The organism is Pseudotamlana haliotis, from assembly GCF_008806375.1.
GTDB classification, from domain to species: Bacteria; Bacteroidota; Bacteroidia; order Flavobacteriales; family Flavobacteriaceae; genus Pseudotamlana; species Pseudotamlana haliotis.
Genome location: NZ_WAAT01000028.1, coordinates 153,278 through 166,328 on the forward strand (window position 1 = coordinate 153,278; position 13,051 = coordinate 166,328).

Genomic DNA, 13,051 nt, shown 5'->3' on the forward strand with positions numbered 1-13,051 from the left:
ACAACTAACTATTCACCCAATTCTTTAAAATTTGCTTGCCTTCTGGGGTTAAAACCGATTCTGGATGGTATTGTACGCCTCTAACGTCAAATGTTTTATGTCTTAGAGACATTACTTGTCCGTTTGAATCATAAGAGGTGGCTTCTAAACAATCAGGTAAATCAGGATTTACCACCCATGAATGATAGCGTCCTACTTCAATGTTTTTTTCTAAGCCATTAAAAAGGATTTCGTCATCAACACAAATAGCTACAGGGGTGGCAACACCGTGATATACATCATCTAAATTGACTAGCGAGCCACCAAAAACCTCACCAATAGCTTGTTGCCCTAAACATACCCCGAATATACTTTTTGTAGGGGCATATTTTTCTATAATGGCTTTTAACAACCCCGCTTCATCTGGAATTCCAGGACCTGGTGATAATACGATTTTATCAAAAGGTTCAACATCTTCAAGGGTTAATTTATCGTTTCTTACCACAGTAACATCACAGTCTAGATCTTCTAAATAATGCACTAGATTGTAAGTAAAACTGTCGTAATTATCTATAACTAATATTTTTTTCATCGCTTTATTCCTAGGGTCGAAGGAATCTGTTTTAAGTTATACTTTATTCTTTTTTCTGAGCCTGTGTTTTAAATATCTTCAGCTAGAGTGATGGCTTTGGTTAAAGCGCCAAGTTTATTATAAACCTCTTGTAATTCACTTTCAGCATCCGATTTTGAAACAATTCCTGCACCGGCTTGCCAGTTTAACTTATAGTCTTTACTTAAAAAAGTACGTATCATAATGGCATGATTAAAATTTCCGTCAAAATCCATAAATCCAATAGCGCCTCCGTAATACCCACGACTCGTTTTTTCATATTTTTCAATAAGTTGCATAGCCATGTGTTTTGGAGCACCGCTTAAGGTTCCAGCAGGAAAAGTGTCGGCAACTACTTGCATGGTTGAGGTGGTGTCGTGTTTTTTTCCAATAACCTTACTCACTAGGTGAATCACATGCGAGAAGAACTGTACTTCACGATATGTTTCTACTTTAACACCGCTTCCGTGACGACTCAGGTCGTTTCTGGCTAAATCGACAAGCATCACGTGTTCTGCGTTTTCTTTGTCGTCGGCCTTTAATTGTTCCGCAAGTTTGTTGTCTTGTTCGTCGTTTCCGGTACGTTTAAAGGTTCCGGCAATAGGATGAATTTCAGCCAAACCGTCATCTACAACCAATTGGGCTTCTGGCGAACTACCAAAAATTCTAAAATCACCATAATCAAAATAGAAGAGGTATGGTGAAGGGTTGATGCTACGTAGTGCGCGATAGACGTTAAAATCATCGCCCGTAAATTCTTGTGAAAATCGTCTAGATAATACAAGTTGAAAGATGTCACCACGACCGGCATGTTTTTTACCAACAGCGACTTGGGTTCTGTATTCGTCATCGGTTAGGTTAGATTGTATGTCACCTTTAGCGCTGAAATCGTATTCGGCAAAATTCTGCGTGTTAATTAGTTTGTCAATAGCATCAATATTGTTTTCCTGGTCTTCGTAGCAGTGTGCAAAAATATAAGCTTCATTTTTATAATGATTAATGGCTATAATATTCTTGTAAACGGCATAATACATATCAGGAACGGTTACCGAATTGTCCTTTTTGCTTATTTGAATGTCCTCAAAATAACGAACAGCATCATAAGCTGTATAGCCAAAAATCCCGTTGTTTATGAATTTGAAATCTTCATCAGTATTCACATCAAAACGCTTAGTGAATTTATAAATTTCATCTACAACATTAACGTCTTCTGTGATGGCTATGTTTGTTGAACTTCCGTCAGGATAGGTTTCAGAAATCACCTCGTTTTCAACCTTAATTGTTGCAATAGGGTTGAAGCAAATGTAAGAGAAGTTTTTATGACTTCTATGGTAATCACCACTCTCTAACAAGATGCTATTCGGGTATTTATCACGAATTTTATAGTATACCGTTACAGGGGTAATCGTGTCGGTTAAGATTCGTTTATGATGGGTGTATAGGCTAAATTTTTTCATATATGACATAAAAAAGGCTTGTCGTGAATGACAAGCCTTTTGATATTTTAATTTTTAAATATACTAGGATTTTACTTCACGAAGATTAGTTTCGAAAGCACCACCACCAAGTATTGTTTAAAATTGTGTTCATTTTGTAAATTTTATCTTGCCAAATATAAAAATGATAAGCCATTACGCAAAACTTTATGTTACTTTTTTAATTAAAAGTTTGTTAAACTAAAAGATATTCAAAGAAGTATTATTTAGTTTTATGCTTATGAAGTTAAACGTGTTATTTGTTGCCTTTTTGATAATGGCAAGTTGTGGGGGAAATAAAAAAAACGAAGCGGTTACTGAAACAGCTTCAAAGGAAATAAAAGTTGAAGTTCCTCAAGAAAAGGGAGATGCTCTTGAAGTCTACGATTTTGATGGTTTTGAAAAGTTTCTAAATAAGAAAGACGATAAGGTTTATGTGGTGAATTTTTGGGCCACGTGGTGTGCACCTTGTGTTAAGGAATTGCCTTATTTTGAGAAATTAAATGCTGCTTATGCTGATGAAAACGTTGAAGTACTTTTAGTGAGTTTAGATTTTCCGCACATGTACGATACCAAACTGAAGCCTTTTATAAAAGAAAATAATCTACAATCTCATGTTGTGGCTTTAGATGATCCCGATATGAATACTTGGATTCCAAAAGTCGATGAAAGCTGGTCAGGCTCTATTCCTGCAACGGTAATTTATAATAAAGACAAAAGAGCTTTTTTCGAACAGTCATTTACATACGACGAATTAGAAAAAGAAATAAAACCATTTATAAACTAAAATGATAATCATATGAAAAATGTCATTAAAATAATTTCAGGTGGCTTGTTAGTACTTTTAATAAGCGCTTTTACTGTGAATACGAATACCAATACCGGTTATAAAATAGGCGATGTTGCTGAAGATTTTTCTTTAAAAAATATTGACGGAAACATGGTATCTATGGCCGATTATAAAAATGCCAAAGGATTTATTATCACCTTTACCTGTAATACTTGCCCTTACGCGGTTATGTATGAAGACAGAATCGTAGCTTTAAATAAAAAATATGCACCAATGGGCTATCCTGTAATAGCGATTATGCCTAATAATATAGACGTTAAACCTGGTGATGCTTTACCAGAAATGAAAAAGCGAGCCGAAGAGAAAGGCTTTGATTTTCCTTATTTGATTGATGAAGGTCAGCATGTGTACCCGAAATTCGGAGCAACAAAAACACCACATATCTTTGTGTTAGAGAAAACCGGCAAGGGTAGCGTAGTCAAATACATAGGAGCTATTGACGATAATTATAAAGATGCTTCAGAAGTTAAAGTGAAATATGTTGAAAATGCTGTAGATGCCTTATTAAAAGGTCAAGAAGTGTCTGAAAAAGAAACAAAAGCCATTGGTTGTTCTATTAAAGTATAATGAGAAGTAAATATCTTATATAAATCCGAAGTAATAATTCTTCGGATTTTTTTTCGGCTATAAGTTTTATAAGCCTTAATTTTGTAGAACACTTATTACATAAAAACATGGAAGATTTAACACAAGAAGAATGGGTAGAACAATTAGCTAATGATAACAATGCTGTTGTTTTAGATGTAAGAACTGATGCTGAAGTTGCAGAAGGTATTATAGAGAACGCGATTCATATTGATATCTATAAAGGTCAAGAGTTTGTTGATGAAATAGAAGCTTTAGATAAATCTAAAAACTATTACGTGTATTGCCGTTCAGGAAATCGTTCAGGAAAAGCCTGTCAAATCATGGAGCAATTAGGTTTTGAAAACGCCTATAACCTTGAAGGCGGTATGCTAGAATGGACCGGAGATGTGGTTGAAAAATAGATAGCGTATGAAATTTTATATGCACTATTTATTAATTTTTATAGTTGTTGCTTTCACGAGTTGTGGTCAATCAAAATCTGATGATTATACTGATATGAAGGCCGAGCAATTTCAAAATGACGTGAGTCATGATTTTGTTCAGCTTATTGATGTGAGAACATTAGAAGAGTTTAAAGCAGGCCATTTGAAGCATGCGATTAATGTTGATTTTAAGTCAGGCGATTTTATTAAAAATATTGAAAAATTAAACTCCAGTAAACCCGTGTACATTTATTGCAAATCAGGGAATCGTAGTAAAAAAAGCGTTTCTGCTTTTAAGAAAGTTGGGTTTACTACAATCTATAATTTAAAGGGTGGTTTTTTAGTCTGGAAAGACAAGGGTTTACCTGTAGTAAAAGGTAAATAGCTCTTTTCAATTGCGACTTTTTTTATTTCATATTTAGGTTTAATAATTTACAAATGTTAATTTAAAATGAATTTATTAACGTTTATCTATAAATTAAGTCATTCATCTTTTTTATTTTAATTCAAGATATGCTTTTTTATATCTTTGATAGTAAGCTTATTAAAACATTGATAATTCAATAATTTAATAGCTACAACAAGAATTAATTTATAGCGTTTTAAGATGGAATACGGATTTGTAGTACTAGGTATAGTTGCTTTATTGTTTATGAGTATGTATGGATATTCATATATATCGGTTGCTCAGGAAAAAGCCAGAGAGATAAAGGAAAGACAACAGAGAGAAGAAAAAGAATTAGAGAGGCGTGAACGTCGGCTTAGACATCAAGCAATCATAGATGAAAAAGTAAATAAAGTGGCGGCACGTCGAGAAGAAATTCAACGTGAATTGAAATTATTAAAAGATATGAAGGAAGCGCAAAAAGTGAGTTAAACCTTTTTTGTTTCAGTCTGAAAAGAAGCCTGTATAAATTCAATTATACAGGCTTTTTTTATATTGTTAATTTAAGGTGTTGTTAGCGATGTCCATTCGTGTACATTGCTCTGATCCTAAGTATTGCGGGTCACCATATTCTTCAGACCAAAAACCCTCAAATACATTTTTAGACAGACATTTGTAAACCACAACACCATGAAAGGTTTGGTGGTTTTCACCCGTGTAATGAAAATTGATTACTAGAATGTTGTCTTTAAAAAAACCGTGTCCTATTTGAACTTGGTTTTCATTTATAAGCCAGCGCGCCTTAATTCTGTTGTGATGGTCCAGGCTTAAATTTAAAGTGCCTTTATAATTGTAGGGTTCGCCATCTTGATTGCTGCCAACAATAGAAAAATCGCCTACTAAATCTTGAATGCTCATGTTTTTGATGCTTCTTGCTGTTATTAACTTTTTCTCAGCGGGTAAAAATACAATCATTATTCGATGTGCCGTTAATAACTCCTAACAATAACCTTTTTAAAAGCTATTATAAAGTTCTATTTTGCATGCCTGTTTTAAAATTTATAAATGAAAGTCTGTATAGCCGAAAAACCAAGTGTTGCCCGTGAGATTGCTGCTGTTCTAGGAGCAAATACGCAGCGCGATGGCTTCTATGAAGGCAATGGTTATGCGGTAACCTATACTTTCGGACATTTATGTACTTTAAAAGAACCCAACGATTATAAACCGTACTGGAAAAGTTGGGATTTAAACAACCTACCCATGCTTCCTGAGAAGTTTGAGACTAAGGTGGTGTCAAATTCAGGGATTCAGAAGCAATTCAAAATTGTAAAAAGTTTATTTGATAAGGCCGAAGTGGTTATAAACTGTGGCGATGCCGGGCAGGAGGGGGAGCTCATTCAGCGTTGGGTGTTGAATGAAGCCAATTATAAAGGCGAGGTACAACGTTTATGGATTTCATCCTTAACAACTGAAGCCATTAAAGAAGGTTTTGAGAGCTTAAAACCAGCAACCGACTATGATAATCTGTATTACGCAGGCTTTTCACGAGCGATTGGTGATTGGTTATTGGGTATGAATGCTACGAGATTATACACGGTAAAACACGGCGGGTACAAGCAAGTACTTTCTGTTGGGCGCGTACAAACGCCTACTTTAGCTATGGTGGTGAATCGTTTTAAGGAAATTGAAAACTTCAAGCCACAACCGTATTGGGAGTTACAAACCAAATATCGCGACACCCTTTTTAGTTATGAAGAAGGGCGCTTTTTAAAGAAAGAAGATGGTGAATCTTTAGCGAATAAAGTAAAAGAAAGTGAATTTGAAATTGATTCGATCACCAAGAAAAAAGGTAAAGAATACGCACCAAAATTATTCGATTTAACGGGGTTACAGGTGTATTGTAATACGAAATTCGGATTTTCAGCCGATGAAACTCTTAAAATCGTTCAAGCGCTATATGAACGTAAAGTGGTGACGTATCCTAGAGTAGATACCACTTTTTTACCCAATGATATTTATCCAAAAGTCCCTGGTATTCTTCAAAAGCTTACTAATTATGTGGCTTTAACACGACCTGTTTTAGCTAAGAAAATAAAAAAATCAACACGGGTTTTTAACGATAAAAAAGTAACAGACCACCATGCGATCATTCCAACGGGGATGCAAACCCATTTACAGGCGGCACAGCAGCAGGTTTATGATATTATTGTGAAGCGCTTTATTGCTGTTTTTTATGACGACTGTACGGTATCGAATACCACGGTTTTAGGAAATGCGGCTAAAATTGTGTTTAAAACCACTGGAAAGGAAATTATAGACAAAGGTTGGCGTGTGGTTTTTGAAAATCCGAATGCTAAGGAAAAGGAATCAGGCATCTTACCCACTTTTGTTAAAGGTGAAAAGGGACCGCATGAGCCTTCATTTTTAGAAAAGGAAACCAAGCCACCAAATCAATTTACAGAAGCCTCCTTACTGCGAGCCATGGAAACCGCAGGAAAACAGGTTGATGATGAAGAGTTGCGTGATTTAATGAAGGAGAACGGTATTGGCCGACCATCAACACGGGCCAATATTATTGAAACCCTCTTTAGAAGAAAATATATTAAACGAAATAAAAAGCAAGTATTGCCTACGGTTACGGGGATTCAGTTGATAGATACCATTCAAAATGATTTGTTGAAATCTGCCGAATTAACCGGTTCTTGGGAGAAACAACTTAAGGACATTGAAAAAGGCGAGTACAGTGCAGCAGCTTTCATTAAAAACATGAAACGCATGGTAGATGCTTTGGTTTATGAGGTGCGGAGCGAAACCAAACGCGCTAATATTTCTTATGAAACCGTGCAGAAACAACGTGCGGCTAAAGCAGAAACTAAAAAAGCAGCAGGCATTTTAGATGAAACTTGTCCGAAATGTAAAAAAGGAAAACTTCTAAAAGGAAAAACAGCTTATGGTTGTAGCGCCTACAAAGCGGGCTGTGATTTTGTGTTACCGTTTAGTTTTTCGAATAAAAAAATATCTGAAAAGCAATTTATTCGTTTGCTTCAGAAAGGCTCTACGGTGAATTTGAAAGGCTTTAAAACAGAAACAGGAACTGTGGAAGGTTTGTTGCGTTTTGATGATGACTTTCAGTTGAAGTTGGAACCGAAAAAGACTTCCGCGAAAGTGATAGAAAAACCAACTTCTGATGCTTTGGCTTGCCCGAAATGTAAAAAAGGCACTGTCATTAAAGGAAAAACAGCTTACGGTTGTAGCGCTTATAAATCTGGTTGTGATTTTACGATGACTTTTGAAGCTGTAAGAGCGGCTATGAACGGACAAAAACCTACCAAAGCGCTGGTGCATCAAATATTAAATGGAAGCATCTAAAACACCGCATAGACACTTTATGATTTACAAACCTTATGGTTTTTTAAGTCAGTTTAAAAGTCACGATTCCAAACAGCAATCTAAAAACTTTTTAGGCAGTCTTTATGATTTCCCCGAAGGCATTATGGCCATTGGCCGTTTGGATGAAAAATCGGAAGGTTTGTTACTCTTAACCACCAATGGTAAAATGAGCGATTATGTAAACAGTCGTAAGGTAGAGAAGGAGTACTACGCGCAAGTAGACGGGGCCATTTCCGCGGAAGCGATAGAAAAATTAAAAACAGGAGTAGAAATAGGTTTTAATGGTAAAAAGTACCAAACCAAACCCTGTAAAACCTTTGCTTTAAAGGAAATTCCTAACTTACCAACTCGCTCTAAAAAGATACGCGACGAGCGTCATGGTCCGGCGCCATGGATTTCGGTGGTGTTAAAAGAAGGCAAATTTAGGCAGGTACGAAAAATGACATCGGCTGTAGGCTTTCCAACTTTGCGCTTGGTACGCGTTCGGGTGGGGGATATTCAGATAAAAAACATGCAACCGGGTGATGTAATTGAAATCCCCAATTTAAGATCCCTCCTTGAGGAGGGTCGGGGAGGTGTATCATAACTTGAGGAGGGCTAGGGAGGTGTTTTTATACCTCCAACTTCTTAAGTTCTCTATAATTTTGGTTTAATCGTTTTAGTAGTAAACCGTATAAAAGCTTGTAAAACAGCCAAAAACATAGTGTGAAAAACACTACCATGATAACGCATATACCATAGAATACTAAAATTTCTGAAGAACTGGCATTTGTAAGTTTGTCGGAAACTTCAGGTGAATGTTCAATACCAAAATATAAACCGATTATTACTGAAATAAAAAGTACAATGAGGTTGTATAACACGTAATATTTAATGATTTTACGTGTTTTGAGGATGCTTTGCATTAGTTTCTTAGCGTTATCGGTGACCGAAATGGCCTTGTGTGCTTTAAATAAGAGATAAATAAAAAGCAAGATAATGGCATAAGTGAAAACATTTATTAGCGTTAAAACTGTTTTATTGGTGAAAACAAGATCAAGTTGTTCGTTGTATGATTTCGAAAAAAAAGTAGGTAATACATTAATGAGAATCCAAAAAACGAGCTCTGCAATACTGATATAAAACAGCGTCTTTACTATAGAAGACGATTTTTTATGTAGCATGGCATATATAGATCTCGCAGAAACCTTATGACTATTGGAACTTTGATTCCAATCTTTCTTTAATAAATCTAATTCATCCATAGGGTTACGGATTTAAAATGGTTTTTAGCTTCGTTTTAATTCTGTTCATCTTCACACGGGCATTCACTTCACTAATTCCCAAAGTTTCACTTATTTCTCTATAGTCTTTGTCTTCTAAATATAGAAACACTAGAGCCTTTTCAATATCATTTAATTGATGGACGGCTTGGTAAAGCACTTTTAATTGTTGCTCTTGGGTATCGTCGTACTCTTCGGCCTTCATTTTAAAAGCAACGCCTTCAAAGTCTTGCGTATTTATGGTACGCTTTGATTTTCTATAAAGCGTAATTGCGGTATTTAATCCCACACGATACATCCAGGTACTAAATTTTGCATCACCTCTAAATTTCGGGTAAGCACGCCATAACTGAATCGTAATTTCTTGAAATAAATCGTTATGCGCATCGTAATTATTGGTGTACAAACGGCATACCTTGTGCACGATATTTTGGTGCTTTTCAAGTAATTCAACAAAATTATGTTCTAACTCTTTATTCAAGGGGTTGGATTAGTTATGATGTAAGTGTTTTAAAGTTTTAAATTGTTACACTTTAATAGAAATATATTTTATAAATATTAGTTTGGTTTTTTATAAACCGTTTAAAATCACAGGTAATGTTAAGATTTAGAGCTGTTTATGGTTGAGGTTTATAAGATTTGTTTTTTTGTTGAAGTGAAAGTTTAGATTTTTTTTAGTAATTAACTGGTTTTTAGGTTTTTGAATATGGTGTATAGATAGAATCTATGGTGCTAAAAAATCTAAATAATTGATAGTCAGAAGGGCTAATATATGAAAAAAATATAATTCGAAAACTTCAATTGATGATGCCCTTTCTATTTAAAAAAAATTGCTTCAAAATGAGTTTGTGACTTGTTATTGAGGTTAAGCGGTAAATGTCTTTAATAGAGTTGTTTATCATGATAAATGTCATGGTTTTTTTGAGTAAAATTTTCTAGCTTTAGAATATTAATAAGTTCTAAAATATATCGTTATGAAAGCTAAGAAGAACCCCGTAGTAGACATTGGGAGAAATAGCAGTATATATTTTGCTATCGGATTAAACATCATGTTGTTTTTTACTTGGCAAGCTTTAGAAATTAAAACTTATAAAGCAGACCAAGATGTTGTTGAAATTATAAACATACAAAAACAATTTGAAGAGGAAATTCCAATTGTGAACGTAAATACGCCACCTCCACCGCCACCTCCTGCATCAGTTCATGAGTCTATCAAGATTGTTGAAGATGCTGTTGAAATTGAAGAAACGGTTATTGAGAGTTCTGAAATCGGACTAGAAGATGCCGTTATGGCACCAATACCGGTTGCTGTTGAAGCCGTTGAAGTTGAAGAAATCGAAGAAGATGTTCAAGTGCCTTTTGCTGTCATAGAACATGTTCCCGTTTTTCCTGGTTGTGAACAAGGCACTAATGATGAGAAGATTGCTTGTTTTCAAGAAAAAATGAAGGCACATATTTCTAAGCACTTTAGATACCCACAATCTGCTTTAGACTTAGGTGTTCAAGGTCGTGTTTCCGTGGTGTTTATAATTGATGCGAATGGAAAAATAGCATCAATAAGATCTAGAGGTCCAGATAAAACTTTGGAAAAAGAAGCCGAACGCATTATAGGCTTACTGCCTGATATGATCCCAGGAAAGCAACGCGGAAAACCCGTAAAGGTTTCTTACGCAGTGCCTATTTTCTTTAAATACGAATCTCGATAGATCTGTGTTTTTTGAATTAAAAATTTAGAGGCGGCTTGAAAATTCAACTTTTCAAGCCGCCTTCTTTATGTTTATAGCTGGTTTCTACATTTCATCTTAAAGTTTCTACAGTTCAGTCAAACGGTTTTCCAAAATCAGGTCTTTTGTTAGATATTTGCTTCATCATTAATCTTAAAACGTATCATTATGAAAAATCTAGACTATCATCTTAAATTGAAAATTTATATCTGTGTAAACGGGAATCTAAAAAACAACTGTAACCTCTGCCGAAAAACTTTTCACTAAATTTAACTTTTAACTTTCGAACCCTTATGTCTAAAACCGTTAAAAATAGCATCATATTATTTGTTGTAGGCTGTATTGCTTTTGTAATAGGGACTTTAATTAACGGCGATTTTGAAACTAAAAGTGCTAATACACTACTCATAGATTTCGTGTTTTACCAATTATATGGATTTGTATTAGGCTATTCTAATATGTATTTCTTTAAATATTTGAATGGTTTAAATTGGACAAAAAAGGAATATGCAAAACGAATTATTATTGGTGTTGTCGGGGCGATTATCATCACTTTAATAGGCTTATTTGTTTTGCGCTTAGCATCTGCAATGGTTTATTACGGCATGGACTTTAATACCTTTTTGAGTGGTGAAAAGTTAGAATATTATCAATTCGGACTTTGGATTACGCTCACCATTGTAGCCATATTTCATATTGTTTATTACTACAACAGGTACCAGCAAAACAAGTTAAAAGAACAAAAAGTCATTGCAGGGACCGCTAGTGCAAAGTTTGACGCTTTAAAAAATCAATTAGACCCACATTTTCTGTTTAACAGTTTAAATGTATTAACCAGTTTAATTGAAGAAAATCCTAAAAATGCGCAAAAGTTCACCACAGGATTGTCTAAAGTATATCGTTATGTATTGGAGCAAAAAAGTAAAGAGTTGGTTACTGTAGATGAAGAACTACAGTTTGCAAAAACTTATATGTCCTTACTTAAAATGCGTTTTGAAGACAGTATTGTATTCACCATGCCAGAGCAAGCCTCTAATCCCGAAAGTAAGGTCGTACCTCTATCATTGCAGCTTTTATTAGAAAATGCCGTAAAACACAATATGGTGACCTCCAGCAAGCCCTTGCATATCACCATATATGAAGAAGAACATAATTTAGTGGTGGAAAACAATTTTCAGCCCAAACAAATAGTGAAAAAGAGTAGTGGCGTGGGGTTGAACAATATCAACCAACGCTACAATTTACTCACCAATCGTAAAGTCAACATAACCAAAGAAGCAAAGCGTTTTGCCGTGTCAATTCCAATGCTTACTAAAAAAATATCAATCATGAGAACAACATCACAATCACATTTAGACGACAGTTACGTACGTGCACGCAAACACGTAGAAGAATTAAAAGGCTTTTATTACAGCCTAGCATCTTATTGCGTAGTCATTCCATTTTTAATTTTTGTAAACTATAAAACCTATTGGGGCTTCCAGTGGTTTTGGTTTCCCATGTTTGGCTGGGGCTTAGGTCTCGTAATTCAAGCTTTCCGTGTTTTTGTAGACGACGGTGCTTTTGGCCGAAACTGGGAAAAACGCAAACTTGAACAATTTATGAAAGAAGAAAAAAGCAAATGGAACTAAAATAAAACATCATGGAATCAGATTATAATCACGAAAATTATCAAAAAGAAGAAGCGTATTTAAGAGCCGAAAAACGCTTAAAAGAGCTCAAAGGTTTTTACTGGCATGCCTTCTGGTATGTTGCGGTAAATATTTTTATCACCAGCATGATTGTGTTTAATGGTGGTCATTTCTGGAATTTTGGCACCTTTGCCACACCTCTTTTTTGGGGAATAGGCTTAGCCTTTCACGGGTTATGTGTCTTCGGTAAAGATATCGTTTTTGGAAAATCTTGGGAAGAGAAAAAAATAAAGGAATACATGGAAAAGGAACAAGAAAATTTTCATTAGACATGGATACAGAAGAAAAGAAACATCAGCTTTATATTGAAGCTAAGAAAAAAGTGAAGGACCTAAAGATATTCTACATCCATTTTGTGGGCTACCTCATTGTAGTGTTATTGCTTTGCTACAATTTATACATCATGGCAGGCCCATACAAGCCATTTTTTCAATGGTTTGATATTTGTATTTTAGTCGCTTGGACGGTATTCATCACCTACCACGCCTGGAATGTGTTTAAAGGCCGATTATTTTTCAAGAAACGTTGGGAAAACGAGAAATTACGAAAATTTTTGGATGCCGAAAACCAAACCACACGTTGGGAATAAAACCAATAACAATTTGGGCGTTACCACTCCCGATAGCTATCGGGAGGTTGGGATTTCCGTTGCAATCCCTGCTTGCCGGCCTAACG

At 35.2% G+C, this 13,051-nt stretch carries 16 protein-coding genes; 11 read left to right on the forward strand and 5 right to left on the reverse strand.

The window, feature by feature from the left end; genetic code table 11:
• Positions 1 to 4: 4 nt before the first annotated feature.
• Complete coding sequence (locus F6U93_RS04795; protein WP_150937367.1) at positions 5 to 571, reverse strand: anthranilate synthase component II; 567 nt, start codon at positions 569 to 571, stop codon at positions 5 to 7.
• Positions 572 to 639: 68 nt separating this feature from the next.
• A complete protein-coding gene (locus F6U93_RS04800) occupies positions 640 to 2,046 on the reverse strand; it encodes an anthranilate synthase component I family protein (RefSeq protein WP_150937369.1) in 1,407 nt (468 codons plus the stop codon).
• A gap of 259 nt (positions 2,047 to 2,305) precedes the next feature.
• On the opposite strand from F6U93_RS04800, the gene F6U93_RS04805 reads away from it, so the two are divergent.
• The 5 genes from F6U93_RS04805 (at position 2,306) to F6U93_RS04825 (ending at position 4,801) form a co-directional block, all read left to right on the forward strand.
• Complete coding sequence (locus F6U93_RS04805) at positions 2,306 to 2,851, forward strand: TlpA family protein disulfide reductase (protein ID WP_150937371.1); 546 nt, start codon at positions 2,306 to 2,308, stop codon at positions 2,849 to 2,851.
• A 12-nt stretch (positions 2,852 to 2,863) separates the two neighbouring features.
• The gene (locus F6U93_RS04810; protein ID WP_150937373.1) at positions 2,864 to 3,481 is read left to right on the forward strand and encodes a thioredoxin family protein; all 618 of its coding nucleotides are present in this window, start codon (positions 2,864 to 2,866) and stop codon (positions 3,479 to 3,481) included.
• Between the two features lie 107 nt (positions 3,482 to 3,588).
• Entirely contained in the window at positions 3,589 to 3,903 is a 315-nt protein-coding gene (locus F6U93_RS04815) for a rhodanese-like domain-containing protein (protein WP_150937375.1), read from the forward strand.
• 7 nt (positions 3,904 to 3,910) lie between these two features.
• A complete protein-coding gene (locus F6U93_RS04820; protein ID WP_225312564.1) occupies positions 3,911 to 4,309 on the forward strand; it encodes a rhodanese-like domain-containing protein in 399 nt (132 codons plus the stop codon).
• A gap of 222 nt (positions 4,310 to 4,531) precedes the next feature.
• Entirely contained in the window at positions 4,532 to 4,801 is a 270-nt protein-coding gene (locus F6U93_RS04825; protein ID WP_150937377.1) for a hypothetical protein, read from the forward strand.
• A gap of 66 nt (positions 4,802 to 4,867) precedes the next feature.
• Here the strand turns inward: F6U93_RS04825 and F6U93_RS04830 are convergent, their stop codons facing one another.
• Positions 4,868 to 5,227, reverse strand: a complete 360-nt coding sequence (locus tag F6U93_RS04830) for a hypothetical protein (RefSeq protein WP_150937379.1) — start codon at positions 5,225 to 5,227, stop codon at positions 4,868 to 4,870.
• Between the two features lie 147 nt (positions 5,228 to 5,374).
• Between F6U93_RS04830 and F6U93_RS04835 the strand changes: the two genes are divergently transcribed.
• On the forward strand, positions 5,375 to 7,678 hold the full coding sequence (locus tag F6U93_RS04835) for a type IA DNA topoisomerase (protein ID WP_150937381.1): 2,304 nt from the start codon (positions 5,375 to 5,377) through the stop codon (positions 7,676 to 7,678).
• Positions 7,665 to 8,285: a pseudouridine synthase gene (locus F6U93_RS04840; protein WP_150937383.1), complete on the forward strand. Its 621-nt coding sequence runs from the start codon at positions 7,665 to 7,667 to the stop codon at positions 8,283 to 8,285. Before F6U93_RS04835 ends, F6U93_RS04840 begins: the two co-directional genes overlap by 14 nt.
• Before the next feature lie 25 nt (positions 8,286 to 8,310).
• Here the strand turns inward: F6U93_RS04840 and F6U93_RS04845 are convergent, their stop codons facing one another.
• Together F6U93_RS04845 and F6U93_RS04850 are read right to left on the reverse strand one after the other, a co-directional pair.
• Complete coding sequence (locus tag F6U93_RS04845; RefSeq protein ID WP_150937384.1) at positions 8,311 to 8,943, reverse strand: hypothetical protein; 633 nt, start codon at positions 8,941 to 8,943, stop codon at positions 8,311 to 8,313.
• Between the two features lie 4 nt (positions 8,944 to 8,947).
• Positions 8,948 to 9,442, reverse strand: coding sequence for an RNA polymerase sigma factor (locus F6U93_RS04850; RefSeq protein WP_150937386.1), 495 nt, complete (start codon positions 9,440 to 9,442; stop codon positions 8,948 to 8,950).
• Positions 9,443 to 9,935: 493 nt separating this feature from the next.
• Between F6U93_RS04850 and F6U93_RS04855 the strand changes: the two genes are divergently transcribed.
• The 4 genes from F6U93_RS04855 to F6U93_RS04870 all read left to right on the forward strand — a co-directional run bounded on the left by F6U93_RS04855 (position 9,936) and on the right by F6U93_RS04870 (position 12,965).
• Positions 9,936 to 10,667 (forward strand): energy transducer TonB, encoded by a 732-nt coding sequence (locus tag F6U93_RS04855; RefSeq protein WP_150937388.1) that lies wholly within the window; start codon positions 9,936 to 9,938, stop codon positions 10,665 to 10,667.
• A 311-nt stretch (positions 10,668 to 10,978) separates the two neighbouring features.
• On the forward strand, positions 10,979 to 12,316 hold the full coding sequence (locus F6U93_RS04860) for a 2TM domain-containing protein (protein ID WP_150937390.1): 1,338 nt from the start codon (positions 10,979 to 10,981) through the stop codon (positions 12,314 to 12,316).
• A gap of 11 nt (positions 12,317 to 12,327) precedes the next feature.
• Positions 12,328 to 12,645 (forward strand): 2TM domain-containing protein, encoded by a 318-nt coding sequence (locus F6U93_RS04865; RefSeq protein WP_150937392.1) that lies wholly within the window; start codon positions 12,328 to 12,330, stop codon positions 12,643 to 12,645.
• A 2-nt stretch (positions 12,646 to 12,647) separates the two neighbouring features.
• Complete coding sequence (locus tag F6U93_RS04870) at positions 12,648 to 12,965, forward strand: 2TM domain-containing protein (protein WP_150937394.1); 318 nt, start codon at positions 12,648 to 12,650, stop codon at positions 12,963 to 12,965.
• The last annotated feature ends 86 nt before the right edge of the window (positions 12,966 to 13,051 follow it).

Coding starts and splice junctions, on each gene's coding strand:
- F6U93_RS04795 (WP_150937367.1), bottom strand. CDS start 571: ATGAAAAAAATATTAGTTATAGATAATTACGACAGTTTTACTTACAAT.
- F6U93_RS04800 (WP_150937369.1), bottom strand. CDS start 2,046: ATGAAAAAATTTAGCCTATACACCCATCATAAACGAATCTTAACCGAC.
- F6U93_RS04805 (WP_150937371.1), top strand. CDS start 2,306: ATGAAGTTAAACGTGTTATTTGTTGCCTTTTTGATAATGGCAAGTTGT.
- F6U93_RS04810 (WP_150937373.1), top strand. CDS start 2,864: ATGAAAAATGTCATTAAAATAATTTCAGGTGGCTTGTTAGTACTTTTA.
- F6U93_RS04815 (WP_150937375.1), top strand. CDS start 3,589: ATGGAAGATTTAACACAAGAAGAATGGGTAGAACAATTAGCTAATGAT.
- F6U93_RS04820 (WP_225312564.1), top strand. CDS start 3,911: ATGAAATTTTATATGCACTATTTATTAATTTTTATAGTTGTTGCTTTC.
- F6U93_RS04825 (WP_150937377.1), top strand. CDS start 4,532: ATGGAATACGGATTTGTAGTACTAGGTATAGTTGCTTTATTGTTTATG.
- F6U93_RS04830 (WP_150937379.1), bottom strand. CDS start 5,227: ATGAGCATTCAAGATTTAGTAGGCGATTTTTCTATTGTTGGCAGCAAT.
- F6U93_RS04835 (WP_150937381.1), top strand. CDS start 5,375: ATGAAAGTCTGTATAGCCGAAAAACCAAGTGTTGCCCGTGAGATTGCT.
- F6U93_RS04840 (WP_150937383.1), top strand. CDS start 7,665: ATGGAAGCATCTAAAACACCGCATAGACACTTTATGATTTACAAACCT.
- F6U93_RS04845 (WP_150937384.1), bottom strand. CDS start 8,943: ATGGATGAATTAGATTTATTAAAGAAAGATTGGAATCAAAGTTCCAAT.
- F6U93_RS04855 (WP_150937388.1), top strand. CDS start 9,936: ATGAAAGCTAAGAAGAACCCCGTAGTAGACATTGGGAGAAATAGCAGT.
- F6U93_RS04860 (WP_150937390.1), top strand. CDS start 10,979: ATGTCTAAAACCGTTAAAAATAGCATCATATTATTTGTTGTAGGCTGT.
- F6U93_RS04865 (WP_150937392.1), top strand. CDS start 12,328: ATGGAATCAGATTATAATCACGAAAATTATCAAAAAGAAGAAGCGTAT.
- F6U93_RS04870 (WP_150937394.1), top strand. CDS start 12,648: ATGGATACAGAAGAAAAGAAACATCAGCTTTATATTGAAGCTAAGAAA.